At 71.1% G+C, this 26,995-nt stretch carries 27 protein-coding genes and 1 tRNA gene; 14 read left to right on the top strand and 14 right to left on the bottom strand.

Annotated elements, in window-relative coordinates:
- Nucleotides 1-13: 13 nt before the first annotated feature.
- The 3 genes from ODJ79_RS05285 to ODJ79_RS05275 form a co-directional block, all read right to left on the bottom strand.
- Complete coding sequence (locus tag ODJ79_RS05285; RefSeq protein WP_411267263.1) at nucleotides 14-1,945, bottom strand: ABC transporter ATP-binding protein; 1,932 nt, start codon at nucleotides 1,943-1,945, stop codon at nucleotides 14-16.
- A 315-nt stretch (nucleotides 1,946-2,260) separates the two neighbouring features.
- Nucleotides 2,261-3,145, bottom strand: a complete 885-nt coding sequence (locus ODJ79_RS05280) for a universal stress protein (protein ID WP_263022178.1) — start codon at nucleotides 3,143-3,145, stop codon at nucleotides 2,261-2,263.
- Nucleotides 3,146-3,469: 324 nt separating this feature from the next.
- Nucleotides 3,470-3,545 (bottom strand) — tRNA-Arg (locus tag ODJ79_RS05275).
- 566 nt (nucleotides 3,546-4,111) lie between these two features.
- Between ODJ79_RS05275 and ODJ79_RS05270 the strand changes: the two genes are divergently transcribed.
- From ODJ79_RS05270 to ODJ79_RS05250, 5 genes are read left to right on the top strand one after another with little or no spacing between them, the layout of a single operon-like run.
- A complete protein-coding gene (locus tag ODJ79_RS05270; RefSeq protein WP_263022177.1) occupies nucleotides 4,112-4,540 on the top strand; it encodes a YbaB/EbfC family nucleoid-associated protein in 429 nt (142 codons plus the stop codon).
- An 8-nt stretch (nucleotides 4,541-4,548) separates the two neighbouring features.
- Entirely contained in the window at nucleotides 4,549-4,863 is a 315-nt protein-coding gene (locus ODJ79_RS05265) for a WXG100 family type VII secretion target (RefSeq protein WP_263022176.1), read from the top strand.
- A gap of 3 nt (nucleotides 4,864-4,866) precedes the next feature.
- On the top strand, nucleotides 4,867-5,361 hold the full coding sequence (locus tag ODJ79_RS05260) for a hypothetical protein (protein ID WP_263022175.1): 495 nt from the start codon (nucleotides 4,867-4,869) through the stop codon (nucleotides 5,359-5,361).
- A 30-nt stretch (nucleotides 5,362-5,391) separates the two neighbouring features.
- On the top strand, nucleotides 5,392-5,862 hold the full coding sequence (locus tag ODJ79_RS05255; protein WP_263022174.1) for an EndoU domain-containing protein: 471 nt from the start codon (nucleotides 5,392-5,394) through the stop codon (nucleotides 5,860-5,862).
- A 33-nt stretch (nucleotides 5,863-5,895) separates the two neighbouring features.
- On the top strand, nucleotides 5,896-6,324 hold the full coding sequence (locus tag ODJ79_RS05250; RefSeq protein WP_263022173.1) for a hypothetical protein: 429 nt from the start codon (nucleotides 5,896-5,898) through the stop codon (nucleotides 6,322-6,324).
- A gap of 60 nt (nucleotides 6,325-6,384) precedes the next feature.
- Here ODJ79_RS05250 and ODJ79_RS05245 read toward each other — a convergent pair whose 3' ends face one another.
- A complete protein-coding gene (locus ODJ79_RS05245; RefSeq protein ID WP_263022172.1) occupies nucleotides 6,385-7,221 on the bottom strand; it encodes an SDR family NAD(P)-dependent oxidoreductase in 837 nt (278 codons plus the stop codon).
- 72 nt (nucleotides 7,222-7,293) lie between these two features.
- On the opposite strand from ODJ79_RS05245, the gene ODJ79_RS05240 reads away from it, so the two are divergent.
- From ODJ79_RS05240 to ODJ79_RS05230, 3 genes are all read left to right on the top strand, one after another.
- Nucleotides 7,294-8,217 carry a LysR substrate-binding domain-containing protein gene (locus ODJ79_RS05240; RefSeq protein WP_263022171.1) on the top strand — a complete coding sequence of 308 codons (924 nt, stop codon included), beginning with the start codon at nucleotides 7,294-7,296 and terminating at the stop codon, nucleotides 8,215-8,217.
- Nucleotides 8,218-8,362: 145 nt separating this feature from the next.
- A complete protein-coding gene (locus ODJ79_RS05235) occupies nucleotides 8,363-9,499 on the top strand; it encodes a Gfo/Idh/MocA family protein (RefSeq protein WP_263022170.1) in 1,137 nt (378 codons plus the stop codon).
- 150 nt (nucleotides 9,500-9,649) lie between these two features.
- Complete coding sequence (locus ODJ79_RS05230) at nucleotides 9,650-10,642, top strand: polysaccharide lyase family 1 protein (RefSeq protein ID WP_263022169.1); 993 nt, start codon at nucleotides 9,650-9,652, stop codon at nucleotides 10,640-10,642.
- Between the two features lie 169 nt (nucleotides 10,643-10,811).
- Here ODJ79_RS05230 and ODJ79_RS05225 read toward each other — a convergent pair whose 3' ends face one another.
- Nucleotides 10,812-11,396 (bottom strand): TetR/AcrR family transcriptional regulator, encoded by a 585-nt coding sequence (locus tag ODJ79_RS05225; RefSeq protein WP_263022168.1) that lies wholly within the window; start codon nucleotides 11,394-11,396, stop codon nucleotides 10,812-10,814.
- Nucleotides 11,397-11,491: 95 nt separating this feature from the next.
- Between ODJ79_RS05225 and ODJ79_RS05220 the strand changes: the two genes are divergently transcribed.
- A complete protein-coding gene (locus ODJ79_RS05220; protein WP_263022167.1) occupies nucleotides 11,492-12,328 on the top strand; it encodes an alpha/beta fold hydrolase in 837 nt (278 codons plus the stop codon).
- On the opposite strand, the gene ODJ79_RS05215 is transcribed toward ODJ79_RS05220, so the two are convergent.
- Entirely contained in the window at nucleotides 12,325-12,810 is a 486-nt protein-coding gene (locus ODJ79_RS05215) for a hypothetical protein (protein ID WP_263022166.1), read from the bottom strand. The genes ODJ79_RS05220 and ODJ79_RS05215 overlap by 4 nt on opposite strands.
- A gap of 102 nt (nucleotides 12,811-12,912) precedes the next feature.
- On the opposite strand from ODJ79_RS05215, the gene ODJ79_RS05210 reads away from it, so the two are divergent.
- Both ODJ79_RS05210 and ODJ79_RS05205 read left to right on the top strand, forming a co-directional pair.
- A complete protein-coding gene (locus ODJ79_RS05210) occupies nucleotides 12,913-13,596 on the top strand; it encodes a response regulator transcription factor (RefSeq protein WP_263022165.1) in 684 nt (227 codons plus the stop codon).
- On the top strand, nucleotides 13,593-14,852 hold the full coding sequence (locus ODJ79_RS05205) for a sensor histidine kinase (RefSeq protein WP_263022164.1): 1,260 nt from the start codon (nucleotides 13,593-13,595) through the stop codon (nucleotides 14,850-14,852). Before ODJ79_RS05210 ends, ODJ79_RS05205 begins: the two co-directional genes overlap by 4 nt.
- On the opposite strand, the gene ODJ79_RS05200 is transcribed toward ODJ79_RS05205, so the two are convergent.
- The 4 genes from ODJ79_RS05200 to ODJ79_RS05185 all read right to left on the bottom strand — a co-directional run bounded on the left by ODJ79_RS05200 (nucleotide 14,833) and on the right by ODJ79_RS05185 (nucleotide 20,476).
- Complete coding sequence (locus ODJ79_RS05200) at nucleotides 14,833-16,806, bottom strand: ABC1 kinase family protein (protein ID WP_263022163.1); 1,974 nt, start codon at nucleotides 16,804-16,806, stop codon at nucleotides 14,833-14,835. The two genes, ODJ79_RS05205 and ODJ79_RS05200, sit on opposite strands and share 20 nt — an antisense overlap.
- Nucleotides 16,807-16,859: 53 nt before the next feature.
- Complete coding sequence (locus tag ODJ79_RS05195) at nucleotides 16,860-17,369, bottom strand: PepSY domain-containing protein (protein WP_263022162.1); 510 nt, start codon at nucleotides 17,367-17,369, stop codon at nucleotides 16,860-16,862.
- A 134-nt stretch (nucleotides 17,370-17,503) separates the two neighbouring features.
- A complete protein-coding gene (locus ODJ79_RS05190) occupies nucleotides 17,504-18,406 on the bottom strand; it encodes an NAD-dependent epimerase/dehydratase family protein (protein ID WP_263022161.1) in 903 nt (300 codons plus the stop codon).
- A gap of 105 nt (nucleotides 18,407-18,511) precedes the next feature.
- Nucleotides 18,512-20,476: a glycosyl hydrolase family 28-related protein gene (locus ODJ79_RS05185; RefSeq protein ID WP_263022160.1), complete on the bottom strand. Its 1,965-nt coding sequence runs from the start codon at nucleotides 20,474-20,476 to the stop codon at nucleotides 18,512-18,514.
- A gap of 132 nt (nucleotides 20,477-20,608) precedes the next feature.
- On the opposite strand from ODJ79_RS05185, the gene ODJ79_RS05180 reads away from it, so the two are divergent.
- The 3 genes from ODJ79_RS05180 to ODJ79_RS05170 all read left to right on the top strand — a co-directional run bounded on the left by ODJ79_RS05180 (nucleotide 20,609) and on the right by ODJ79_RS05170 (nucleotide 23,303).
- Nucleotides 20,609-21,634: a hypothetical protein gene (locus ODJ79_RS05180; protein ID WP_263022159.1), complete on the top strand. Its 1,026-nt coding sequence runs from the start codon at nucleotides 20,609-20,611 to the stop codon at nucleotides 21,632-21,634.
- Between the two features lie 48 nt (nucleotides 21,635-21,682).
- Complete coding sequence (locus tag ODJ79_RS05175; RefSeq protein ID WP_263022158.1) at nucleotides 21,683-22,903, top strand: EAL and HDOD domain-containing protein; 1,221 nt, start codon at nucleotides 21,683-21,685, stop codon at nucleotides 22,901-22,903.
- 109 nt (nucleotides 22,904-23,012) lie between these two features.
- Complete coding sequence (locus ODJ79_RS05170) at nucleotides 23,013-23,303, top strand: hypothetical protein (protein ID WP_263022157.1); 291 nt, start codon at nucleotides 23,013-23,015, stop codon at nucleotides 23,301-23,303.
- A gap of 4 nt (nucleotides 23,304-23,307) precedes the next feature.
- On the opposite strand, the gene ODJ79_RS05165 is transcribed toward ODJ79_RS05170, so the two are convergent.
- The 4 genes from ODJ79_RS05165 to ODJ79_RS05150 form a co-directional block, all read right to left on the bottom strand.
- A complete protein-coding gene (locus ODJ79_RS05165; RefSeq protein WP_263022156.1) occupies nucleotides 23,308-24,495 on the bottom strand; it encodes an RNA polymerase sigma factor in 1,188 nt (395 codons plus the stop codon).
- Nucleotides 24,496-24,825 carry a YciI family protein gene (locus ODJ79_RS05160; protein ID WP_411267262.1) on the bottom strand — a complete coding sequence of 110 codons (330 nt, stop codon included), beginning with the start codon at nucleotides 24,823-24,825 and terminating at the stop codon, nucleotides 24,496-24,498. It lies immediately after the preceding gene.
- Between the two features lie 76 nt (nucleotides 24,826-24,901).
- Nucleotides 24,902-25,861 (bottom strand): LacI family DNA-binding transcriptional regulator, encoded by a 960-nt coding sequence (locus ODJ79_RS05155; protein ID WP_263022155.1) that lies wholly within the window; start codon nucleotides 25,859-25,861, stop codon nucleotides 24,902-24,904.
- A 61-nt stretch (nucleotides 25,862-25,922) separates the two neighbouring features.
- Entirely contained in the window at nucleotides 25,923-26,777 is an 855-nt protein-coding gene (locus tag ODJ79_RS05150; protein ID WP_263022154.1) for a HAMP domain-containing protein, read from the bottom strand.
- Nucleotides 26,778-26,995 lie beyond the last annotated feature (218 nt).

Raw genomic sequence — 26,995 nt, 5'->3', positions numbered from 1 at the left:
CGCGGGCCCTTCGTCACGACTGATAGCCGGCGGCCTGCAGAGTGAACAACTCCGCGTATCGGCCGCCGGCTGCCATCAACTCGGCGTGGGTGCCGTGCTCCTCGAGGGCGCCCTCGTGCATCACGTAGATCCGGTCGGCGTGGGTGATGTTGGCCAGCCGGTGGGTGATCAGGATGGTGGTCTTGTCGCCCTGCCGGCTCCGCAACGCTTGGAACAGGGCGTCCTCGGCGCGCGGGTCGAGCGCCGAGGACGGCTCGTCCATGATCAGCAGAGGCGCGTCGCGGTAGAAGCCGCGTGCCGCGGTGATCCGCTGCCACTGCCCACCGCTCAGGTCCTGCCCGTCCTTGAACGTCCGATCCAGCAGCGTGTCGTAGCCGTGCGGCAGCTCCCGGATCATGTCGTGCGCGGCGGCGAGGCCGGCGGCGGTCTCGACCCGCGGCGGGTGGGCGTCGGCGCAGATGTCGCCCATGGCAATGTTGGTGGTAGCGCTGAACGGCCACTTGTGATGGTCCTGCAGGACGACCGCGATCTGCTGCTGAATCCGTGCGGTGTCCCAGGTGGACAGAGGCCGGCCGTTCCAGGTGATCTGCCCGCCGGTCGGCGTCCGGAGACCGGCGATCATCGCGGCGAGGGTGGATTTGCCGGAGCCGTTCTCGCCGACCAGGGCGATGGTCTGCCCGGCCCGGAGGGTCAGCGTCAGGTCGTCGACCGCCGGCCGGTCCCGGTCGGGGTAGTGCAGGCTCACCCCGTGCACGCCCAGCTCGACCAGCCGGCCCGGCGACGGCCGCTGCTCGATGGCCGGGGCGAGATAGGTCTCGGCGGCGCCGAGGAACTTGACGTACTCGTTGAAGAACTGCCCGCTCGCATACACCCGGTCGATCTGGAACGTCAGCATGGTCAGCGCCCGTTGGGCGGCCTGCACCGCCACCACGCAGGTCGCCGCCGCCGCGAGCGGGATCTGCCCGTCCAGCAGCAGCACCCCGAGCAGCACGTACACGCCGGTCAGCGCGATCCCGCCGACCGCCGCACCAATGCTGGTCGTGGTGGTGACCCGTTTGGCCACCGCGAGCTCGACCGCGATCTGCGCCCCCATCACCCGGTCATAAAGACCGAGCAAAAACTCCCGCAGCCCGTACGTGCGCAGCTCCGCCGCCGATTTTCGCTCGGCCATCAGCGTCTGCAGCACCCATTGCCGGCGTCGCCGGGTCGAGCTGGCCAGATAGCTCTTGAACTTCTCGTGCCCGGCCCGCAGCGCCGCGTACCCGGTCGGCACGGTCGCCACCAGCAGGGCGAGCAGCAGCAGCGGGTTGATCGCCACCACCGCGACCGTCACCGCGAGCAGGCTGACCACCCCGGCGAACAGGTTCATCGTGTTCTGCACCAGCTCGATCGCGGCCTCGGTGCCGCGGGTCGCCCGCTCCATGCCCTCGGCGAACGCTTCGTCGTCGAACGCCGCGAGCTCCACCGCGGTGGTGTGCTCGAACAACTCCCGCTCGACCGCCTGATGCACCCGGGGCGTCAGCCCGTTCAGCGCGTACCCGGTCGCCATGCCCAGACCGCCGCGGATCGCCGTGGCGGCCGCGAGCAGGGTCAGCGCCGGCAGCGCGGCGCGGACCCGGTCCGGGGTCGGGCCGCCGGCGAACAGCTGGATCAGCACCCGCTGCGTCGCGAGCAGGCCGAACGCCGCCATCGCGCCGGACAGCAGGGTCGTCGCGGTCGCGGTCGCCGTCCGCCAGCGATCGGCGCGCCACGCGACCCGGACCGCCTTCACCACCAGACCGGGCAGCTCGGTGAAGACGCCCAGCAGACCCGTCTCGGCCCTGCGGCGCAGCCCGGTCTCCCACCAGGACGGCCGGAACTCGGGAAGCACGGGTTCGGCGTCGCGTACCCCTGGCTGCGCAGGGACTGTCGCCGTGGCGCGGTCGGAGTCTGCAGTGGCGCTCACGTTCCCGTCCTTCCTCGTGATGACGCGGCAGCGATGGGGCGGGTCATGGCCTAGCGGTACCGGCGAGCGATCACCCGATGCGAACCGGCGCGCGGCCTTCGTCGCCGGGCCGGGCGGATCTGTCGCCCGGACGAACGACGCGGCCGTATCCCACCGATTGACGCCGAACCCATCGACGACGAGCAACCGCCTTTGCCGGGCACGGTCGTCCGCCGCGCCACCCTCGTCGGGCGGCACGGCGGCGAACCAGGCGGCGGCTGCTAGCGGGCAGCCTCGATCTCCGGCGTCAGAGCGCCCATCGCCGACCGGCGGAGATCAGCTCTCCGGCAGGTCGACGACGGCGATCGGCCGGTCCGCATCGTTCAGGATCTGCCGGCTCACCGAGCCGAGCAGGATCCGGCGGATCAGGCCCTTGCCGTGCGTGCCGACGACGATCTGCTGCGCGTCGTCGGCGTGCGCCAGGATCACCTCGGCGGCGCGGCCCTCCACGGCCACCGGGTCCACGCTCACGGCGGCGGGGTTGTTGCCCTGCGCCTCGTCGAGCGCCTGGCCGATGGTGCCGACCACGTCCTCCTGGACGCCCGCTCGCATGCGCGCGCCCAGCTCCGGGTCGGCCGGGACCGCGCCGTCCAGCACGTCGAAGGCGACGACGGCGCGCACGGAGGTCTTTCGTACGGCCGCCTCGGCGATCGCGTAGCGGAGAGCGTTCGTGCCGAACTCCGACCCGTCGACGCCCACGACGACCGGACCCTCTGTCGGAAGCTCGCCCGCACCGACCACAATGACCGGGCATTTTGCCTGGACCGTGAGTTGGTTGCTCACCGAACCCAGCAGGGCGCTCGCGGCGGCGCCGAGGCCGCGCCGTCCGACCACGATGGCGTCCGCGGTCTCGGAGACCGCCGCCAGCGTGTGCGCCGGGTGGCCCATCTGCGAGGTCACTGTGCAGGTCAGGTCGGGGGCAAGCTCGCGTACGCGGGCATTCGCGGCCTCGAGCAGCTGCTCGGAAAGCTCGATGTACCACTCCAGGTGCTGGCTCGTGGCGAGGCCGTGATAGCCGAAGAAATCGACGGGGGCGGCGAGGTTGTAAGAGTTGACCAGCTCGAGGTGCTCGCCGCCGAGGCGTGCTCGGGCCACCGCCCATTCGAGTGCGTTGCCGCTCAGTTGTGAGCCGTCGATACCGACGACGATCCGACCGGTCATGCGATGTCCTCCCCACGAGAGAGCCGACCCGTCCGAACCTAGACCGCGTCGAGCCGGTACGACAGCTTTGCGCCGTCTGTCCTCTGTGGTGACCTTGGAGCCAAAAGTCCTAGGGCCACTGCGAGTCAGCGTTTCGTGTCACGCCGAGCGACCGCGGGATTGCCCGCCGACCCGTGTCGCCGATTTTCACGAGCTCGAGGTACCGGTCAATAGGCTGATTCACCGTCGCACGGGACTTGCCTGGCCTGACGTTGCCGCTGGCCGTTTCGTGCCACGAACCGAACCACGCGAACGGCACGAACGAGCCGATCAAGGCTCTGACCTTGGTGCCCCCGGCAGGAATCGAACCTGCGACACACGGTTTAGGAAACCGTTGCTCTATCCCCTGAGCTACGAGGGCCGCGGCTCATATCGTACCGACCTGCGGATACTCGCGAGTGCTCGGGCGTGCCGTCGGGGTGCCAAACCGTCCCATCGGGTACGTCAGGGGCGGTTCGTCGCTGGTAGGGGCACGCACGAGGCAATTTCGGAGCACATGCGGTCCGGTCTACCCGGTGCTGACCGGGGGTGCCCAGTGCTGATCTCGGGTGCTACCCGCTCGCCGAGAACCCCGGGGCATTCGCGGCATCTTCCTGGACGGGGAAGATGTCTTCCGCGGTCGACTTGATGTCCGGGCAAGGCCGGGCGGGCCGAGCGATCGTTCGTGCGCCGGTACCGCGAGGTGCGCCTCCCTCGGCAGCGTCGCCGGGCACCTCGCGCACGAGGTACCCGACGCCACGCCGCGAACCGGCTCCAGATCTCGCCGAGCGCTCGCCCGGTGACGCCGTACTGGGCGAAGTCGTCCGGGCATCCGGCAGCGGACGGCCAGACCTGTCCCGTGCCATCGAACACCAACGTAGCCCTGGGCTGGACAGGTTTCGATATGGTCACGGTTCGGGCAGGACTGCCCGCGCGAGGAGGTTGGAGATGACCGGCCCGATCGATCCGTCCGGCCTGGGCGGCACGCTGGCGGACGTGCTGGCCGCGCTCGGCCGGGCGCAGGCGTCCTCCGGCGACCAGGAAGAGCGGGAACCGCCCGTCGGTACGGGCGAGGCCGCCGACGGCCGGGTCCGGGTCCGGGCTGTGCTGCCCGGGCGGATCGAGAACCTCGAACTGGAGCCGTCTGTATTGCGGCTGAGCGGCGAGGAGCTGGCGCGGGAGGTCGAGTCGGCCGTCAACGCTGCGCTCGCCGATCTGCAGGGCCGAGCCGTGGCCACCGCCGGTCCGGCCGACCTCGGTGCGCTCACCGACCAGCTCAAGGACATCCAGTTCAACGCCGAGCGCCAGTTCGCGAAGCTGACCGCGTCGCTGGTCGAAGCGCAGGAACAGCTCACCCGCCGGGCCGGTGACCGATGACCGGCTTCATGATCGATCCCCAGCGGCTTTCGGCGACCGGGTCTGCCCTGCAGAGCGTTGCCTCGCGTCTCTCCGCGGAACTGGCGTCGTTCCGGGCCGAGCTGGCGGGTTTCGGCGCGCCCTGGGGCAGTGACGACATCGGCTCGCTGATCGGCGCCGCCCACGACGAGGTGTCCTCGTGGGCGTTCGAGTGCTATCAGGACGCCCTGGACGAGGTGGCCTCGGCCGGCGCCGACGTGGTTGACATCAGCGCGCAGTACACGGAGGTGGACGAAAACGTCAGCCGCCGGTTCCGCGGGCTGCCCACCGGGCCGGGGAACTGACGCGTGGGCATGGAGATTCCGGGGGAGCTCCGGTCGCTGCTGGGCATCCTTGGTTACAACTGGCCGGAGGCCGACGAGACCGTACTGGTCGAGATGGGCCGGGCGTGGACGGCGTTCTCCGGCCGGCTCGAGGCGATCGTGTCGGACGCGACGTCGAGCGCCACCGAGGTGTGGACCGGGCACGAGGGTGAGGCCGTCGCCGCCTTCCAGCACTGGTGGGGCAGGGAGGACAGCCCGGCCAAGACACTCCTGGACGGCGCGAACGCGGCCACGCTGACCGGCACCGGCCTGATGATCTGCGGCGGGATAGTGCTCGCCCTCAAGGTGGCGGTCATCGCCCAGCTCGCCATCCTGGCGGTCGAGATCGCGCAAGCGGTGGCGACCGCGGCGCCCACGTTCGGCGCGAGCCTGGCCGAGATTCCGATCTTCCAGCAGCTGACCCGTACGATCGTCGGGAACCTCGTGCAGGACGCCATCTTCCAGCTGCTGGACGGGTGACCCGGGATGGCTAGGGGCTCCGGCAAACTCATGCGCGCCGCCCTCCGGTTCCTCCGCAAGACGCGCAAGCGGGCCCGCCCGGATCGGATGAATCCGTACTTCACTACCCACACCATCGGCGGTGGCCACGTGAAGCCGGGCCTGCCCAAGGGCTCCGGTTACCACTACCGCCCCGGCGGCGAGGACTTCCCCGACCGCCGGCTCGTGCCCGGCACGAAGGTCACTTACCCGAACGGCGTGTACAAGGCGGAGCCCGAGTTCTTCGACCCGACCCTGAACCCACCGGCCGGCGCTTGGAAGCCCAAGGCCGGTAACGGCGGCGTCAGCACGTTCTTTCCCGATGACTGGACACCGGCACAGGTCGACAACGCGGTGTCTGGAGCATTCAAGAACTCGACGCGGGTGTCCGGGAACAGATGGATCGGTACCTACAATGGCGTCACAATCGAAGGTTTCTACAACCAGTCCGGCGGCTTCACGCACGGCTGGCCCGTTCCCTAGCGCACCGGAAGGCTCGCGGTGAGTGTTGTCAGCTTGCGGATCGATCCCACGTTCCGCCGTCCCGTCTATCAGGTCGAGGAGCAGCGATACGACCTGCTGGGTGAGTGGCTGACCACCGACCTCGGCACGTTCTTCCTCGTCACCCTGGACGCGCTGGCGATGGCCGACGACGTGGCCCGCGGCGACCCGCCGTTCGAGGAATGGAGCAGCGAGAACTACGAGGTGTCGTTCACGCCGGCGGCGCTGCAGATCACCAACCTGTGGGTGCCGGGCGCGGAGGGCGAATTCCCGGCTGACATCGCCCGGGTGGCGATCGAAGATTACTGGCGCTTCCTGGTCGCCCAGCCGGAACGGCCCGCTGTCCGGGAGTACCGCCCTGACCTCCCGGAGTGGCAGGCCGACCTGCTGCGGTGGGAGGAGAAGTGGGGCCGCCCCCACCCGTACCGGGGGCGACTCTTCTGACACGGGCAGCCGTTAGCCAGCGATCGATGCGAAGCAGCTCCTGACATCAGGTTAGGCCGCTCACACCCACGGGAGGACGTGTCCGTGGCGGACCAGCTGGCCGTAGTGATCCGGATTGACTGGGCCGAGGGCCAGTTCGAGCAGCGGGACCGCGGCCTGCGCCGGAGTGGGTGCCGAGCTCACGTCCCACCACATCGCTGAGCTCGGAGTGTTGATCATGCCGGGGCAGACGGCGGTCAGCAGGATGCCGCGGCGGGTGTCCTCGTCGTGGCGTTGGGCGGCCAGCGCGCGTACGGCGGCGACCTGGCCGATCTTTGAGGGGATGTTGACGAAGCCGGGCCAGGGACCGCTCCGGGCGGTGCCGTCCCGCACCGCGTCGCGCCAGGCCTCGACCTGTTTGTCGACCTCGTCCAGGGAGGACAGGTCGGCGAAGCGGTCGTGCAGTACCGGAGCGAGGTGGCGCAGGGTGCCGAACGAGCTGGCCACGACGATCAGCCGGCCGTCGGTGCGCAGCAGCGGAGCGAAGGCGCGCAGGACCCGGGTGGTGCCGAAGTTGTTCACCTGGGTGTAGGCGTCGACGATCGCGCGCGGGTCGTCGTCGGGGCCGACCCGCATGACGGCGTTGTTGACCACGATGTCGGCGCCGCCGTGCCGTTCCCGCAGCTGTGCGGCGAGGCGGCCGGCCGCCTCGGGCTGGGCGACGTCCAGGAGCTCGCCGCGCACCCGGGCGCCGCCGCCGGGCATGGCCTCGACGGCCGCGGTGATCCGGTCGGGGTCGCGGCCGGTCAGGTAGACGGTGTCCGCCGGGGTCAGTCGTGCGGCCAGCCCTTCGACCAGTGCCAACCCCAGGCCCTGGGTGGCGCCGGTGACGACGGCGACCTTCAGTTGAGTGGTCATGAGCTCGACGGTAGGCAGTGCGCCGGTCATGCGGCCAACGAGAGATGCTCAAGCGTGGTATGCGTATTCGTCATGAGCTTCGCCGATGCGTCGTTGCCCGCGCTCCGGGTGTTCCGCGAGGTGGCCGAGCGGGGCACGCTCACCGCCGCGGCGGCCGCGCTCGGGTACACCCAGTCCGCGGTCTCCCGGCAGATCGCCTCGCTGGAGCGGGCCGCCGGCACACCGCTGTTGCAGCGACGGCACGACGGGGTGCATCTGACCTCGGCCGGGCAGCTGGTGCTGCGCCGGGCCACGATCGTTCTCGACGAGGTGGACGCCGCCGCCCGGGAGCTGGCCGGGCTGCCCGACGAGCACAGTGCGGTCCGGCTCGGCTGGTTCGCCAGCGCCGGCTCGTGGCTGGTGCCGCCGGCTCTCGCGGCGCTGCGTCGCACCCATCCCGCGATCACCGTCACGACGCGTGAGGGCAGCACACCGGCGCTGGTGCGGGCGCTTCGTGCGGGCACCATCGACCTCGCGCTGCTGGCGGCGTCACCGCCGTATCGGCCGCCGGACGCCGAGACCCCCGCCCTGCATCTGCAGACCCTCACCGAACGCAGCCTGTGCGTCGCCGTGCCGGCCGGCCACCCGCTCGCGCGCGGCGAGTTCGTGGATGTCGGCGACCTGCGCGGCCAGCGGTGGATCGCCGGGCCGCGCTCGGGCGAGGACCGGCTCATGGGGGTGTGGCCCGGGCTGGACGAGCGCCCCGAGATCGCCCACACCGCGCGCGACTGGCTCGCCAAGCTTCACCTGGTCGCCGCGGGGTTGGGCGTGACGACCGTGCCGGCGTCGTTCGCCCGGGTGGTGCCGCCGGGGGTACGCGTTCTGCCGATCCATGGTGGACCGCGTGAGGGGCGGCGTCTCCTGCTCGCCCGACTTCCGCAGACACCGCCCGAGCCGGTGGTGCGGCTGGCCGCCGCGCTGCGGGCTGCCGCGATCGGGGCAGGCCCGCCGATGTAGCGGTACGGTAGCCGCGGGCCGGCGGTCCGGCAACCGCGGGCGGGCGGTCCGGCAACCGCGGGCGGGCGGTCCGGCAACCGCGGGCGGGCGGTCCGGCAACCGCGGGCGGGCGGTCCGGCAACCGCTGGCGAGCGGAGGCGTGCCGATGAGCGAGCCGATCGGGATCGGCGTTGTCGGGTTCGGCTGGATGGGCCGGGTGCACACCCAGGCGTACGCCCGAATGCCGCACCACTACCCGCAAGCGCCACCCCTCGCCCTCGTCGCCGTCGCCGACGATGTCCCCGGCCGGGCCGTCGACGCGGCCGCCCGCTACGGCTTCGACCGTGCCACCCAGGACTGGCGCGACCTGCTCGACGACCCCGGCATCCAGGCGGTCAGCATCACGCTCCCGAATTTCCTGCACCGCGAGGTCGGCTCGGCCTTCGCCGCCGCCGGCAAGCACATCTGGATCGAGAAGCCGGTCGGCCTGTCCGCCGACGACGCCCGTGCCATCCGCGGCGAGGTCCAGGTCGCCGTGGGCTTCAACTACCGGAACGCGCCCGCGGTCGAGAAGGCCCGGGAACTCCTCCGCGCCGGCCGGATCGGCCGGGTCACCCATGCCCGGTTCCGGCTGCTCAGCGACTACGCCGCACACCCCGAAGGGGCCCTGAGCTGGCGTTTCGAGCGGGACCGAGGCGGCAACGGGGTCCTGGGCGACCTGGGCTCGCACGGCATCGACCTGATCCGCCATCTCCTGGGCGAGATCGACGCCGTGGTGGCCGACACCGCCATCTTCATCCCGAGCCGCCCCCGCCCGACCGCCACCACGAAGGGCCACCAGCGCGGCGGTGGCGAGCCCGGCCCGGTGGAAAACCAGGACTGGCTCGGGGCGCTGCTGCGACTGACCAGCGGCGCCCGGGTCAGCCTCGAAGCGAGCCGGGTCGCCGTGGCCGAGCAGAACAACTACGGCTTCGAGATCCACGGCACCGCGGGCGCACTCTTCTGGGACTTCCGCCGCATGGGCGAACTGGGGGTGAGCACCGGCGACTCCTATCAGGACGAGCCGGTGCGGACCGTTTTCGCCGGCCCCCTCGACGGCGAGTACGGGACGTTCCAGCCGGGCGCCGGCATCGCGATGGGCTACGACGATCTGAAGGTCATCGAGGCGTACCGGTTCCTGCGCTCGATCGCCGACGGCCGACCGTACGGCGCCACCCTCGACGACGCGATCCGCAGTGCCGAGGCGCTCGACGCGCTGGAAAGGTCGGTGGCCACCGGCGGCTGGGTCAGCCTGGCTGGGTGAACCACTCCAGGTGGGGCAGCGCGTGACTTCTTGACGGCATTGAGGTTAGTCGATACCGTCACCCTTCGGGAAAGCGCTTACCTAAGCTCCCGTCCGTACAGCGGGCCGCTCCCCCGGTCTGGGTGAACACACCACATCGGAGGTCCCCTGATGTCCACCCGTTCCTGGCGCACTCCGCTCTTCGCCGCCGGTGTCGCCGCTGCCACCGCGGCCGCCCTGCTCGCGTACGCCCCCGCCGCCTCCGCCGCCACCTACAACCAGGAGGGCTGGTCCACCCAGTCCGGCGGCACCAGCGGCGGCTCGACCAGCACCACGGTCACCGTCACCAGCCTGTCCGCGCTGACCAGCGCGGCCGGCTCGAGCACCTCGCAGACCGTCAAGGTCAGCGGCAACTTCACCTGCTCGTCCGACGTCACCGTCGCGTCCAACAAGACGATCCTCGGCGTCGGCTCGAGCTCCGGCCTCACCGGCTGCGGCTTGAAGATCAAGGGCGTCAACAACGTCATCGTCCGCAACCTGAAGATCGCCAAGGTGCTGGCCGGCAACGGCAACGGCGACGCGATCCACGTCGAGAAGGCGACGCACGTCTGGATCGACCACAACGACCTGTCCAGCGACACCAGCCACGGCACCGACTACTACGACGGCCTGATCGACATCACGCACGCCGGTGACTACATCACCGTGAGCTGGAACTACGAGCACGACCACATCAAGTGCAACCTGCTCGGCCACTCGGACGACAACGCCTCCGAGGACACCGGTCACCTGCGGGTCACGTACCACCACAACTACTTCCGCAACTGTGACCAGCGCGGGCCGCGGGTGCGTTTCGGCAACCCGGTGCACGTCTACAACAACTACTACTACAACAGCGGCACGTACGGCGTCGCCACCACCTGCAACGCGGGCGTCTACGTCGAGCGCAACTACTTCGAGAACACGCCCAACACGGTGGTCACGTCGACCGGCAGCTCGCCCAAGGGCAACGTCAAGCTGCTCAACAACTACCTGGTCAACTCGGGCACGCCGCAGACCAACAACGGCGCGGCCGTGGCCGCCATCCCGTACTCCTACACGGTCGACGCCAACAACAGCGTCAAGTCGATCGTCACCGCCGGCGCGGGCACCGGCAAGATCTGATCGCTTTGTTCGGTGATGCTGGGCGGCCGCCACCGAGCCGTCCAGCATCACCCTTTTCACCACCAAGCAGACGTACGAGGCAGCGGGCCCCCGCCGAGTCGGGCAGTCCCCGCCTCTCCCCGCGACCACCTGCAACGCAAGGCCGTGGACGCGACTCTCGCGTGAGTGGTCAGGCGAGCAGCCGGCGCAGAAACTCCTCGAACGCGTCCTGCGCCCCGGGCATCGCCGCGGCCGGGTCCGGAGAGCGGGCGACCAGCATCGCCGCCTCGTTGACCGCCGCCAGCACCAGATGCGAGAAGATATCCACGTGTCGGGCCTCGATCCGGCCCATCGCCGCGGCGGCCTCGAGCGCGGCCCGGAACTGGCCCAGCACACTCTGCTCGTCCAGCTCGCGGAAGCGTTGCCAGCCGAGCACCGCGGGCGCGTCGATCAGCACGATCTGCTGCACCTCGGGGTCGCCGGCCAGCCGGATCCAGGCCAGGCAGGCCGTGCGCAGCGCCTCGACCGGGTCGGTCAACTCGGCGACCCCGGCGGTCATCTCGGCGATCACCCGTACCTCCAGGTCTTCCAGGACCGCGAAGAACAACGCCTCCTTGCCCGGGAAGTGGTGGTAGAGCGAGCCCCGGCTGGCGCCGGTCTCGTGGAGGACCGCCTCGATCGAGGTGCCCTCGTACCCGTGCGTCGTGAAGAGCCGGGTGGCGACCCGGACGAACTGGTCTCGGGTCTCGCGGCCGCGCGCCACGTTCCTGTTCACTCGTGCCCTCTCATTGACAGACCGACAGTCGGTCTGGAACATGTAGACCGACAGTCGGTTTCTGACCGTACCAATCCCCGCGGGGAGCGAACGACATGATTCGACCACTGATCGCCACCACCAGCCGCGGCCCGGCCGGATATCTGGACACCGGCTCCGGCCCGGGCGAGGCGGCCCTGTTCATCCACGGCGTCGGCACCGGCAGCAGCCTGTGGCGCGGCGTCATCGACCTGATCGGCGACGAGCGGCGCTGCGTCGCGGTCGACCTGCCGCTGCACGGCCGCACGCCGGCGGCCTCGTCCTACGAGCTGGGCGAGACCGCCGACTTCGTGGCCGCCTTCTGCGCGGCGCTCGGGCTCACCGGCATCGATCTGGTCGCCAACGACACCGGCGGCGCGATCGCGCAGATCTTCGCGGCCCGGCATCCGGAGTTGCTGCGCTCGTTCACGCTCACCAACTGCGACACGATCGGCAACATCCCGCCCAAGATCTTCGCGCCGGTCGTCTGGCTGGCCCGGGCCCGGCTGCTCGCCCCGCTGCAGCGCGCCTTCCTGCGCGACCCGCGCCGGGCCCGCCGGCTGTTGTACGGGCCGGGGGTCCAGCGCGTCGAGGCACTCCCGATCACGCTGGTCAAACAGTGGCTGGCGCCGCTGTCCGGCGACCGGGCCCGCGAGGCGGAGCGCTGGATGGCCGCGATCCGGCCCCGCGACCTGGTGGCGGTCGAGCCGAAGCTGGCGAAACTCGAGGTGCCGACCCAGCTCGTGTGGGGCACCGGTGACGTCTTCTTCCGGCGCTCCTGGGCGTACCGGCTGAAGGATTCCCTCCCCGGCGCGCGCGAGGTGATCGAGGTGCCCGGCGCCCGCCTGTTCTTCCCGGCCGAAAGGCCGGCGGACCTCGCCGAGCCGCTGCTGCGGTTCTGGAAGACGCTCTAGTCCTCGTACCGGACGCGCAGGTCGGGGGCGCCGTTCGGGCAGGTCAGCACGACCTTGATGCGGTCGTGGTTGTCGCGGATGCCGCGGAATTCACCCTCCCGGCCGCTCTGCTCGTGCACCTGGAAGCCCTGCGCCGGGGACATCGCCGTGATCCCGTCGCAGGTCGCCACCACGATGCCGCCACGGGTCGTGAAGGACTGCGATGCCATCGCCGGCGTTGCGGACAACTCTGAGACGCCGGGCGTCGGGGAATCCGACCCGCCGGGCGTGGGCGAATCGGACACGCCGGGCGTGGGGGAACTCGACTCCCCCAACGCTCGCAGGACGTCCTCCTGGCTGGTCGGGGTGCCCTGCCGGGAGGTCAACCCCGCGCCCACCAGGCCGATCCCGACGATCCCCACCAGCACGCCCAGCACCGCCGCCAGGATCCACCCAGCGACGATCACCATGGGTTGCCGGCCCAGCCGATCCAAGAACCGCACACGCCGACTATGCGCCCCCGGACGCTAAGCCCGGCACCCGGCATGGCTAAGGGACGGTTAAAGACCCACTATTCGGCCGGTGTCACGGGCTAGCGTGCAGCCGTGGCCAGACTCCTGCTCATCGAGGACGACCCGGCGATTCGGGCGACCGTGCTGCGCGCCCTGCGCGAGCGCGGGCATGCCGTGGCGGCCGCCCCGGCGGCGATGGAGGGGCTGCAGACCGCGCTTGCCGAGCGGCCCGACCTGATCGTCCTCGACCTGGGCCTCCCCGACCTCGACGGCCGCGAGCTGCTGCGCATGCTGCGAGCGGTGAGCGCGGTCCCGGTGATCGTGGCGACCGCGCGCGACGAGGAGTCCTCGATGGTGCAGCTGCTGGACGCCGGCGCCGACGACTACGTGGTGAAGCCCTACACGGCCGCCCAGCTCGACGCCCGGATCCGCGCGGTCCTGCGCCGTTCCCCGGGCGCCGCCGAGTCCCCGGTGCTGACCGTCGGCGGCCTCACCATCGACCCGCTCGCCCGCACGGTCACGCTCGACGAGGTCGTCGTCGAGCTCACCCCGCGCGAGTTCGACCTGCTGCACCATCTGGCGGTCCGGGCCGGCCAGGTGGTCACCAAGCGGGAGCTGCTCACCGAGGTGTGGCAGGTGCCGTACGGCAGCACCGACAAGACGGTCGACGTCCACCTTTCCTGGCTGCGCCGCAAGCTGGGCGAGACCGCGCAGGAGCCGCGCTACCTGCACACCGTCCGCGGTGTCGGGGTCAAGCTGAGCGAGCCGCCGGCATGAGGGCCCGGCTGACCCTGCTGGTGGCCGCCACCACGGTGCTCGTGCTGCTCGCGTTCCTGGTCCCGATGGCGCTGCTGGTGCGCCAGGTGGCCGCCGACCGGGCGCTGAGCCGCGCCGACGACGTGGTGCGGACGATCGTCCCGCTGGCCGGCGATCCCGACGCCCTGCGGTTGGCGGTCGCGGTCCAGCCCGTACCCGTCTCGGTCTTTCTCCCCGACGGCCGCGTGCTTGGCACGCCCGCCACCCCCACCCCGGCGGTCCGGCTGGCCGCGTTGCGGGGCCAGGCGTTGACGGTCGACACCGGCGACGCGCAGGAGCTGGTGGTCCCGGTCGTCGGCGCCTCCGGCACCACGGTCGTGCGCACGGTGGTCACCGACGCGTCGCTGACCAGCGGCGTGCACCGGGCCTGGCTGACCCTGCTCGGGCTGGGGCTTGCCCTGGTGCTGATCGGACTGCTGGTCGCCGATCGGCTGGCTCGCGCCCTGATCGCACCGATCACCTCGCTGTCCGAGGTCTCCCATCGGCTGGCGTCGGCCGACCTGACCGCTCGGGCCGCGCCGACCGGGCCGCGGGAGGTGCGCGAGGTCGCGGGGGCGCTGAATCATCTGGCCGGCCGCATTCAGGATCTGCTGGCGGCCGAGCGGGAGCGGGTCGCCGACCTGTCGCACCGCCTCCGCACCCCGCTCACCGCCCTGCGGCTGGAAGCGGAGTCGCTACGAGACCCCGACGAGGCCGCACGCGTCTCGGCCGCCGCCGATGGTGTCGCACGGGCGGTCACCGCGGCGATCCGGCAGGCCCGGCGACTCGACGGCGTGTCACCGCCGGCCGTGTCGGATGCGGTCGCCGTGGTGGCCGACCGGGCCGCCTTCTGGGCCGTGCTCGCCGAGGACACCGGCCGGGTCATGACCCAGGACCTGCCGTCCGCCCCGCTGCCCGTGGCGGTGGCGGCCGACGACCTGGCCGCCGCGCTGGATGCGTTGCTGGGAAACGTCTTCGCCCACACCCCGGACGGCACGGCGCTGTCGGTCTCGCTGTCGGCCCGGCCCGGCGGCGGGGCGGTCCTGGTGGTCGCCGACGCCGGCCCGGGATTTCCGTCGTCCGCGGCCACCCGGGGAGCGTCGTCCGGCGGCTCGACCGGGCTGGGACTCGACATCGCGCGACAGGTGGCCGTCGCCTTCGAGATCTCCACGTCCGGTGGCGCCGTCGTCCGGCTCGAGCTCGCCGGCGTAACCGGCGTCAATCCCGGCGGAAAATGACGACCAGCACTCGCAGCACGAGCACGACGGCGACGATCAGCAGGCCGTAGCCGAGCAACGGGAACAGCGCGACCCCGGTGCTGAGCCGCGGACCGTTGCCCGAGCCGAGCAGCAACGCGGCCATCACGCCGCAGGTCGCGCCGATGATCGTCAGGAGCGCCTGGTGCAGCAGGCCGATCACCAGCAGCCGATCCCGGTCGTCGGCGAACAGCCGCACGTTGAGGCGCAGCCGGCCGTGCTCGACCGCGTCGCCGATCCGGTCGATCCGCCGCGGCAGGGCCCGCAGCGTCGGCAACAGCGCGGCCAGCTCCTCCTCGACCGTGCCGCGCAGCCGGTCCGGCGCGAACGCCTCGGTGATCCGCCGGGAGCCGGCCGCCCGGGCCTGTCCGAGCAGGTCGAAGCCGGGCCGCAGCAGCGCCAGCGTGCCCTCGAGCGTCGCGAAAGCCCGGAACACCGCCGCCACCGGCGCCGGGACGCCCAGCCCGTACGAGGTGAAGGTCCGCAGCAGTGCGCCGACCGCCGCGACGCCGACCGTGCTGCCCGGCGTCGCGTACCGGACGATGAGGACACCCACCGCCCGCTGCAGCTCCCGCTCGTCCACGTTCTCCGGCCGGTCGACCAGCTGCAACAACGCGTCGCTGGCCGCCACCGAGTCGCCCCGGCCGACCGCGCCGAGGAGTTGGCCGATCGAGGCCCGGGTGCCCGCGTCGAGCCGGCCGACCGAGCCGAGGTCGAGCATGCCCAGCGAGCCGTCGTCGTCCACGAGCAGGTTGCCCGGGTGCAGATCGGCGTGGAAGTTCCCGTGTACGAGGACCTGGTCGAGCATGCTGTCCAGCAGGTTCGCGGCGATCGCTGCCCGCCGCTCGGTGCCCAGCCCGGCCAGCGTCGACTCGGCCGACCCGAGCGGCGTTCCGGCGAGCCGCTCCATCACCAGCACCCGCTCGGAGCTGAGCTCGACGTACGGCGTCGGCACCCGCACCCCGCGGTCCGGCGAGGTCGCCAGCGCGGCCGCCACGGTCTGCAGGTTGTCCCGCTCGACGGTGAAATCGAGCTCCTCGCGCAACGCCTCGGCGAAGGCCAGCGCGAGCCGTCGCGCCCCGAACGAGCGGCCCCAGGACGTCCGGTCCTCGAGCGTGCCGGCCAGCCGCTGCAGGATGTCCAGGTCCCGCTCGACGACGGCGGCGATGCCCGGCCGCTGGATCTTGACCACCACCGGCGTGCCGTCGGCCAGCCGGGCCGAGTGCACCTGCGCGACCGAGGCCGCGGCCAGCGGCTCCGGGTCGACCTTGGCGAAAGCCTCGTCGATCGGCCGGCCCAGCTCGGCCCGGAGCACCGCGGCCACGCTCTCCCAGGGCACCGGCGCCGCCCGGTCCTGCAGCGCGGTGAGCTCCTCGACGAACTCGGCCGGCAGCAGCTCGGCCCGCGTGGAGAGCACCTGCCCGAGCTTCACGAACGTCACGCCCGCCTCGTCCAGCGACTCCCGCAGGGACCGAGCCAGCCGCCGCCGGGCCACCGCCGACTTGGGCCCGTCGCCGGGCCGCCCGCGCAGGAAACGCCCGAGCCCGTGCCGCAGCGCGATCCGCACGATCGTCGAGTACCGCCGGGCGCGGGCCACTCGTCGCCGCGCGCCCCGCCACAGCTCCACCGGTCCCGGCAGCGAGCCGGTCGGCAGCAGAACCTCGAGGATCACCAGGACGGCCATCGCCAGCAGCGCGGAGATCACCACGGCCGCGGTGCCGAGCAGAAACGCTTCGCCGCCGCTCACCGTCCGCGGATCGGGCGGCGCCAGGGCGGCGAGCACGGGCGCGGTGGTGAAGAGCGCCAGCAGGGCAGCCAGGAGGGTACGAACCCGTCCGACCCGCACCCCCAGCAGCCGCCGAATCACCACGGCGAAGACCAGCACGGTCCCGAGAATGAAGGGCACGAACAGAAGTACCGCGACAGCCCGTTCCACAACGCCCGACGATAACGGCGGGCCGGTATCCGGGCTGCCCCGTCTCCGTCTACTTAGTCGTCGGCCCCGTGCCCATGGCCGCCGTGATCGTCCCCGGCCTCCGCGCCGCGCCCGCGGTCGCCGCCGTGATCGTCGCCGGTCTCCACGCCTTGCCCGCGATCGTCCCCGGCTTCCGCGCCACGGCCGCGATCGCCGCCGTGATCGTCCCCGGCCTCCACGCCCCGCCCGCGATCATCGCCAGGCTCGGCCCGGCGACCACGGTCGTCGTCGCCGATCCGATGCCGCAGCACCGTCCCGGACGCGGCGTCCACGTCGATGTCGTGCTCGACGCCGGCCGCCAGCACGTCCACATCCCAGACGACCCGCCCGTGCTCGGCCTCCCGCTCCACCGACTCGACCGTCCCGCCCCCGGCCGCCCGCACCGCGATCGCCGCGGCCTCGTCCCTGCTGACCGACAGCTCCGCCCGCGTCGAGGCGGACACGGTCGGCTTGGGCCGAGCGTCGTCACTCCCCGAGGCCAATGCCGTACCCGCAACGCCCAGCGCGGCCAAACTCCCCGCCACGGCCACACCCACGAGACGCTTCCTGTTCACAGCCAACCTCCCAGCTCGTTCCGTTGTCCAGAACGATCGCCGAGGGTCACCTATGAGCACGCTGTCCGACCGTTAAGCCCCGGCTAAGACCTGCGGGGCAGCCGTCAGGGACGCAGCTCTCCGGGGCGGTGGGTGGCGATGAACGAGGCGATGTACTCGTCGAGGCGGTGGGACGGGCTCCAGCCCAGCTCGCCGACCTTCGTGGTGTCGGCCTGGCCGCGGGCCCGCTCGCCGCGCAGGGCGGGCTTCATCACGTACTCGGTCCGGAAGAGCTTGGCGACCTCGATCACCGGCCACTCCTGGCCGGCGCCGAGCAGGTAGCCGTCGCCGGTGCCCTTCTGCGCGACCAGCACGATGCCGCGGACGATGTCGTCGACGTGGGTGAAGTCGCGGGTCTGAGTGCCGGGCGAGATCACCGGCAGCGGCTCGCCGCGCAGGTAGTGGTCCTCGAAGATGCCGATCACCGTGGCGTAGCGACCGGAGGAGATCTGGCCGGGGCCGTACACGTTGTAGAAGTACGTGATCGCGTAATCCAGCCCGTACCAGTTCGCGTAGTTCGCGATGTACTCGATGTTCTTGGCCTTGGTCCAGGCGTACGGGTTGAGGTTCTCGTCCTGCCCGTCGTTGCCGAACTTGGAGCTCGAGCCGGCGTAGATCAGTTTCGACCCGTTGGCGGACGCGAACTTGACCACTTCCTTCGTACCGAGGAGGTTGAACTCCCAGGTCAGGTCGTGGTCGTCGAAGGACTGCACGATCCGCGAGTACTCGCCGAGGTGAAAGACGATCTCGGGGCTGGCTAGTCCGCGCTCGGCCCAGATCTTGGCGATGTCGGCGGTCGAGCCGTCGAGGTACGTCACGCGGGGGTCGTTGGTGTGATTTTCCCGGACGCCGGTGAAGTAGTTGTCGACCGAGACGATCGCCGCGGACGGGTAGTCGTGGAGCAGCGCCTTGATGAGGTGGGCACCGACAAACCCGGCACCACCGGTCACCAGCAACGTTTGGCTCACGAACTTCCTCCACTACGGCGGTCCACTCCGGCGATCGGTCGCCAACGTTACCAACAGGAAGCGGCCCCACTCGAATCAACGAGTGGGGCCACCCGGGAGGATGATCTACCAGGAGCTGGGGGCGGGAGGCGCGACGACCGGCGGACGGTCGTCGCAGGTGATCGTGTTGGGGAGCATCCACGGCGCGAGCCAGCCGCCGTCGTTGCCACCCAGGTCGGTCACCGAGAACTCACTGCCGGCAGCGGGGAAGTTGAATCGGCCGCAGTTGTTGACGCCGACCGCGCCGACGTTGCGGGCGTCGACGTTCTCGAAGGTCGCATTGCCGCCGACGCGGGCGCTGAGCACGCTCGTACCGGCGCCATCGATCTTGACGTCCTTGACGTGGACGTTGGTGATCGAATACAGGCCCTTCACCGGCCAGTCCGCGACCTCCATGATCGCGTTGTACGTGTTGTCGAGGAAGTTGTCCCCGACGACCTCGATGTCCGCGTCGATGTTCTTCTCCAGCGCGTACAGCCAGATCGCGCCGAGGCCGATGTTCCAGTTCAGCTCGTACGTGCCGGACCGGACCGTGGTGTTGCCGGTGAACCACAGGTGCCCGGTGAACGCCTCGGCGCCGAACCGGGAGCCGGCGTGCAGGGCGCTGCCCTCGCGGATCGGGTCGGCGACCAGGTTGTTGGAGACGGTGTTGTCCGTCCCGCCGTAGATCGCGATGCCGTTGGCCAGCACCGGCGTCTGAACCGTGTTGTGGTCGAAGGTGTTCCGCGCGTCCGCGGTCTTCTCCGACCACATCGCCAGCGCGTCGTCGCCGGTGTTGCGGATGAAGTTGTTCTTGACGAGCGAGTCGGTGACGCCGGTGTGGAAGTTCACGCCGTCGGCGATCTGGTCGACGATCACGTTGTTGGTGATCGTGAGGTGGGACATCGGCCCGTCGAACCACATGCCCACCTTGGTGTGGTGGATGTAGAGGCCGTCGATGGTCGAGTCGCTCATCGCGCCGCCGATGCCGTTGACCTGGTCGGTGTCGATCCGCTCGCGGACGTCACCCTCGATCGCGAAGCCGCTCAGATGGACATTTCGCGAGTTGTTCCCGTAAAAGCCGACCCCGGTATGGACCGAGCCGTCCGGTGCGGGCGTCGACAACGTCTGCTGAGTGCCTTTGATGATCGTGTACCAGCTGCCGGCGCCCTCGATCGTCACGTCGTCGACGACGATGTGCCGGTTGACCTGGTACGTGCCCGGCGGCACGTACACCTTGAGCTTGGCCTTCCGGGCGAACGCGATCGCGGCATCGAACGCGTTGGCCGAGTCCTTACGACCGGCCGGGTCGGCACCGAACAACAGCACGTTCGCCGCCACCAGGTCGATCTTCGGAGCGCCGACCAGCTCGGTGTCCAGCAGGTCGATCACGGTGGCGGCCGAGGACGCTGTCAGCCGGACCTTCTCGCCCGCCCGGTACGTCTTGCCGAGCAGCAGCCGCTGCTCGTCGTAGAAGTGGTTGGGGCGGAACGGCGTGGTGATCACCGGGGCCGGGGTGGTCGCGCTCGGCACGCAGCCGCACTCGGTGATCCACCAGTCCGGGTGCAGCAGGCCCGCGTTCGGGTCGTTGCTGAACGGATATTGGTTGTAGAGCCAGGAGTACTGCGAGGTCAGCGTCATGGTCCGGGCGTCCTTGCCGACCTTGACGGCGAGCGGCGCGGTCCTTCCGCCGCCGGTCGGCGCGTCCGGGATGCTGTACCGCACGGTGATCGCGTTGGTGGCCTTGGGCAGCGTGAACTCGACCCACTGGCCGGGCGCGAGCTGGACGGCCGAGCGCCCGGAGGCCTCGGCGGGCAGGGTGTAGGCGCTGCGGCCGGGGCCGATCACCGTGCCGCTGGTCGGTGCGGACTCGGCCTCCTGCTCGGTGAACCCGACGGTGGCGCCGCGACCGGCGACGAGCGCCGGATCGAGCGCGGCCCGGGTGCCGGCCGGCAGGTTCGACGCCGGCGCTTTGGCGGACGCGGTGCCGGTTGCGCCGACCGCAAGGGCGACGCCCGCGGCCACGGCGGCGGTTATGGCGGCTCTCTTCATCGACGGTTCTTTCTTTGTGGGGAGCGTTGCTCCAAGCGGGACGGACGCCCGGAGGTGGAGTGACCATAAGATTGCTGTGACGTAGTCCACAAGGTCTCGTCCTACCTTTTCAGGAGATTGCTCAGCAGTTTCATGAAGGCATCGCTTTCTTGCACGTTCGCCGTCGCGCTGGCGGTGCTTTCGAGCAGCGCTTGCAGCAAGCCGGACCCGTCGCCGGCCTGGCGCGAGGTCGGCCCGCCGGGCGTGGGCGAACTGCGCGCGGTCGCCGACTGCGGCGGCCGCTGGTGGGTGGCCGGCGCGCCGGCCACCGGCGGCCCGGCCGCCTGGACCAGCACGGACGGCGCGGTCTGGCAGTCTGTGCCGTTCGCGGCGCTGCCCGGCAGCTACTACGGGCCGCGCGAGGTGATCACCGACGTGGCCTGCTCCGGCGACCGGGTCGCGATGATCGGCGCGGTGCCCGGCGGCGCGCACGGCAACCCGCGGGTCAGCTCGTGGCGGCTGGACGGCGGGCGGATGGTGGAGAACCCGGCGCCGTTCGAGACCTACGGCGGGGACACCGCGGTCGACGTGGGCCGGCTGGCGGCCGGGCCGGCCGGGTTCGCGATCGCCGGCAACCGCAGCAGCGGGGCGGCGGCCTGGCTCGCCCCACCGGGCGCCCGGGTCTTCACCCTTTTCGAGAACGCGCCCGGGCTGGCCGGGGCCACGGTGGCGCGGGACGCGGTCGCGCTGCCGGACGGGCGGTGGGCGATCGTCGGCGGCGAGGCCCGGCGGGGCAGCGCCGATCAGCGGGCCGCGGTCTGGACGACCACCGACGGCAGGGCCTGGACCAGGGACGATCCGCCGGCCGAGGGCGGGTACAACGAGCTCCAGCGAGCAGTCCGGGACGGCGACGACGTGGTCGCGGCGGGAGCGCGAGGCACCCGCTTCGGGCTCTGGCGGTGGCACGCGGGCCGGTGGACGACCGGGCAGGCCTTCGGCGGGGACCCCGCCGGCGTACGGTCGATGGCGGTCGCCGACGGCCGGACGGTGGTGGTCGGCGGGGGTTTGTTCCTCGACGGCCGCAAGATCGACTCACCGGAGCCGCCGGTCGCCGTCGCCGCGCGCGGCAGGCAGGTGCTGCTGGTCACCCGAGCCCGGCTCTGGCTGGCTCAGATCTGATCACCGGTTTTCGTCAACTTGTTGGGACCCGAGCCGATACCTAGCGTTGTGACAGATACGGCGGCCGCGGACGGCACTCAGCTCGTGCACGTCGGGCGTCAGCCCATCTTCGACGTGAACGGCGACGTGGTCGCCTACGAGTTGCTGTTCCGCGGGAACTGGAACGCGGTGTCGGCGGGACGCCAGGACACGTACGCGACCAGCACCGTCATGATCAACGCGTTCACCGAGTTCGGCATCCACGAGGTGGCCTCCGGCCGGCTCTGCTTCATCAACCTCACCCGCGAGTTCCTGGTCGGGGACATCGCCCTGCCCTTCGGACCCGAGCAGGTCGTGCTCGAGGTGCTGGAGACGGTGGAGATCGACGAGCAGGTGATCGCCGGGATCAGGGCGCTCTGCGAGGCCGGCTACCGGATCGCGCTCGACGACTTCGTCTGGGGCTCGGGCCACGAGGTGCTGTTCGAGCTCGCCTCGTTCGTCAAGCTGGACCTGCTGGACGGGGACCTGTCGCGGCTCGACGAGGTCGTCGCCGCGTGCCGGAAGTACCCGAACATCCAGATCGTGGCCGAGCGCCTGGAGACCTCCGAGCAGCTCGCCATCGCCGACCGGTACGGCATGGAGCTGCGCCAGGGCTACGCGCTCAGCCACCCCCAGGTGCTCACCGTCGCCAGCCTCTCCCCGAGCCGGCTGCGCCGCCTCGAGCTGGTCTCCGCGCTCGGCTCCGCCGAACCCGACCTGCAGAAGATCGTCAGCATCATCGCCAGCGACCCGCCGCTGTCCCTGCGGGTGCTGCGGGCCAGCAACTCGGTCGCGGCCGGGCACTCCAACCGGGTTTCCTCGGTGCGCCAGGCCGTGGTCATGGTCGGCCTGCCGAGCATCCGGCAGTGGGCGCTGCTGATGATGCTCGACGACCTGGCCGAGGGCACCGAGGAGCAGATGCTCGTCGTGCTCACCCGGGCCCGGCTCTGCGAGAACATCGCCACCTGGTTCGGCGCGCCGCAGGACGCCGCGTTCATGGCCGGCGTGATCAGCGGCGTCGGTCAGCTGCTCAATGTCACGCCCGAGGGCATGGCCGAGCAGTTCCCGCTCGCGCCGGCGCTGGTGGCGGCGCTGACCGAGGGCAGCGGGCGGCTCGGGCGGGTGCTGCGGGCGGTCGACGCGTACGAGAACGGCGAATTCGGCAGTTTTGATCTGGCCGGCCAGTACATGGATGCCGTCCGATGGTCGACGCGCGCCCTGGACGCGTCCCGTCACCTGGCAGCCGCATAGACGTCCCCGAACGACCCAAAATAAATAGATATTTCGACTATTACCTGGGTTTTTCTGGCGGCGCATCATAAGAGATGTCAGGACATGTTGGAGCCAAAGGGGGCCCGTCATGTTGTTGCAGGAGAAGCAGAGCCAGGTCCGCACCCAGCCCGTCGACAACCGCTCGTACGGGCAACGGCCCGTCGTCGCGGAGCCCGCGCGCAGCCGCACCTACCCGCCGATCACCTGGGACCACCCGAGCCTCGGAAAGGTGGTCGCCGACAGCATCTTCGGCCTCAGCAAGTCCACGGTGCAGCTGCTGATCGCCGGCGGCGTGCTCGTCGGCTCCGCGGTGGCGATCGCGTACGTGATCACCAGCGTGGTCAGCGCCCTCGGGATCAACGCCGCGGCCAGCTACTGACCGGTCACCCGCCCATCTCGGCGGCGCGGGTCAGCAGGGCCCGACGCTCCACCTCGGAGACGGCCGCGGCCGCGGCCGAGCGGAACAGCTCGGCCGCCCGCGGCCGGTCGCCGGCGCGGGCCACGAGGTCAGCCTCCACCGCGATCGCCGCCGGGTAGTCGTCCAGGGCGCCGTCGGCTCGGGCCGCCGCCAGCAGCGACAGCCCCTCGGCGGATCCGTAGGCGTAGCCGTGTGCCACGGCACGGTTCAAGGCCACGATCGGCGACGGCTGGAGTCGGACCAACTGGTCGTACCAGCCGGCTATCGACGGCCAGTCGGAACCGGCGACCGCGTGGCAGGCGGCGATGCGCGCCTGGATGCCGTACGGACCCTCGACCGGCGTCGCCACCAGGATCTCCATACCCTCGGCGATCGCGGCGCGGTCCCACCGGGCGCGATCCTGCCGGTCCAGCGTCACCAGGTCGCCGGCCGCGTCCCGGCGGGCGTCGCGCCGGGAATGCTGGAACAGGAACAGGGCCAGCAGCGACGACGCCTCCGGCTCGGCCGGCATCAGGGCGGCCAGCAGGCGGGCCAGTCGAATCGCTTCGGCGGCGAACGCGGGCTCGCCATCCGCGTCGTACCCCCTGGTGAACAGCAGGTAGAGGACGGCCAGGACCCCCGGCAGACGCTCGGTGAGCGCCTGCCCGGCCGGAACGCGATAGGGGATCCGGGCCGCCGCGATCTTCGACTTGGCCCGGGTGATGCGCCGGGTCATCGTCGACTCGGTGGTCAGGAACGCGCGGGCGATGTCGGCCGTCGGCACGCCGGCGATCGTGCGCAGGGTCAGCGCGACCCGCGCCTCCAGCGACAGCGCCGGATGGCAGCAGGTGAAGATCAGCCGCAGCCGGTCGTCGTCGATCTCCGGCGCCGACGGCCGCGACCGGTCCCAGAGCATGGCAACCTCCTGCAGCTTCGTCCGTTCCACGGCGGCGCGCCGGAGCACGTCGATGGCGCGGTTGCGGGCGACCGTCTGCAGCCAGCCGCCCGGATTGCCCGGCACGCCGTCGCGCGGCCAGCGTTCCAGCGCGGCCGCCATCGCCTCCTGGGCGCAGTCCTCGGCAAGCGTCCAGTCGCCGGTCACCCTGATCAGCGAGGCTACGATTCTCGCGTAGGACTCCCACCCGGCGTCGATGGCCGCCGCGACCTCAGGCATCTAGCGGTCCGCGTACGGTCGCAGCTCGACGCGTCCGCCGTACGCCATCGGATGGGCCGCCGCCACCGCGATCGCCTCGTCCAGGTCGGCGCACTCGAGGATGTCGAAGCCCACGATCACCTCCTTGGTCTCGGCGAACGGGCCGTCGGTGAGCAGCACCTCGCCGCCGCGGACCCGAACCGTGGTGGCGGCAGACGGCGGGGCGAGCACGTTCCCGGTGACCCGGCGGCCGGCGGTGTCGTTCTCCTCCACCCACACCTCGATGTCCGGCACCCGCGACTCGTCGGTCTCGGGCTCGGTGTCGGTGCAGACGAACATCATGTACTTCATCGCTGTCTCCCTGTGCTCGGTGTTCACCAGGGTGACGAACGGCCGGACCGGATCCGGACCGCCGCCGGAAGAATCTTTACGCCTCGGGCGGGTTGAACGGCGTGATCATCTGGATCGAGGAGCGGCGCGAGCGGATCGGCCCGGCCAGCGCGCCCTGCGCGCGCAGGATCGTGAGGCAGGCGTGCCGCAGGTCGGCGCGCAGATCGTGGTGCAGGACGGCGGAAAGCCGGTGCCCGCGCAGCAGGCCGGCGTTCTCGGCGTCGAGGCCGTGCGCCACGAAGACGTCATAGTTGCGGCGCTCGGCCGCGAACGCGTCGACGACCGCGGTGGTGCCGCCGATCGCCGGGGCGTAGACGGCACGCACCGACGGGTTGTCGGCCAGGATCGCACGGGCGTCGCCCTCGAGGAGGCGGCGGTTGGGGGCGCGCGCCGCCATCTCGGCGCGGAAGCCGGCCGCCCGGTCGGGCTCGCCGCGATCGGGCTCGGCACCCCGGACCAGCAGGACGTCGCCGGCCCGCTCGGCCAGCCACCGTTCGACCAGGTAGGCGGCGGTCGCCCCGGCGTCGGCGTGGTCGATGCCGACGTACGCGACGCGCCCGCTCGCCGGCAGATCCGCGCCGAGCGTGACCACCGGCATGGTCAGCCGGCCCACCGCCTCGACCACCTCGGGGCGGTCCGCGGCGTTGAGGATCACGCCCCGCGAGTGCGAGCGGCCGATCCGCTCCAGCACGGCCACCGGGTCGGCATCGCCGAAATGAAACCGCGGCTTGAGTACGGCGGGGCGCAGGTCCGGCAGTTCCGCCTCGAGCGCCTGCCGGACGACGGTGGTGAGGCGCGGCGGTCCCGGGAAGACCACGTCGATCGGGTACGCCGACCGGGCCCCGGCCTGTTCCTGGCCGAGGGCGGCGATGGCCTGGTGGACCTCGCGGGCGGTGCTCTCCCGCACTCCGCCCCGAAGGTGCAGCACGCGATCCACGGTGGCCTCGCTGAGGCCGGCCTGACGGGCGATCTCCCGAATCCGGTGCGGGTGCTTCACGCGTACAGGATGAGGAGTTTTTTTGAGGTTTTATGGAAGGACTTTGATGTGTGTTCGCGCGTTAGCGTGACGCCGCGCGGGCCTCGAGCTCGTCCACGAGGGTGACGATCCGGCGGTACTCGGTCTGGATCGAGGCGAGGTAGAGGTGCCGCTGGGTGGCCGGCATCTCGGGGTTGTCCAGCAGCTGGTCGAGCCCCTCGCCGAGCTCGGCGAGCGGGAAGCGCAGCTCGGCCACGGCCTTGACCAGATCGCCGGCCAGCTCGTCGTCGACCGCGGTGGCGCCGGTCCGGGAGAGGGTGTCGACCCGCTCGTGCAGGCGGTCGATCGCGCCGTTGAGCGATTCGCCCAGCTCGGCGACCTCGGGCGGACCTGTCACCGCCGGGAGCCGCGTGCCGGCGTCGTCGGGGTCGATCTCGCGAGCGCCCTGCGCGAGCTGCCGCAGTGGCCGCAGCACCAGGCCGCCGACCAGCCACGTTCCGGCCGCGGCAACCACGGCCGCCAGCAGCACTATGAGATCAATCATCCGGACATTTCCGTCATGTCGGCTCTCGACCTCCTCGAGGCTGATCAGGACCTGCATCTGCACGCCGGTCTTGAGCTTCTCCGCCCACGACCGCCAGTGTGATCCGTCCTCGGCGGTGACGGTGGTATAGCCGTCTTTGACCGGGGCCGAGAACTTTGTCGTCGAGCCGATCTGGGCGCGAACATTGGTGCCCTGCACCAGGCGTACGGCGAAGGAGCCGTCGGTCGCCAGCTTCCCGGTCTTCGCGGCCGTCGTGCGCACCTGGGCCGCCCGGGCGGCGAGCGCCTGATCGACGTCGGCGCGGTCGCGGTGATCGGCGAACAGCACGATGGCCAGCCCGGCGAGCGCCACCACGAGGGCGACTACCGCCGTGATGGCGAGCGTTAACTGCACGCGGATGGTCCTGGGCCGAAACACCCGGGGTAGCGCCTCTGGCACTTGCCTACCCTGCCAGTCGATTCACATGGGGCGGCTAAGAATCCCAGTCTCTTGGTACCCTGTAAAGGCCTGGCCGAGAGGCGCTGCAACGGATGGCCGTTTGATCAAGCAAGTTGATCGACACTGGTGATCCGCCACGCTCGGTCGGAGCTTGCTGACGCAAGGGCGCCTCC

It is taken from the genome of Actinoplanes sp. KI2 (genome assembly GCF_025630775.1).
In the GTDB taxonomy this organism is placed as follows: Bacteria; Actinomycetota; Actinomycetes; order Mycobacteriales; family Micromonosporaceae; genus Actinoplanes.
This window is presented reverse-complemented; position numbering and strand designations above follow the sequence as displayed.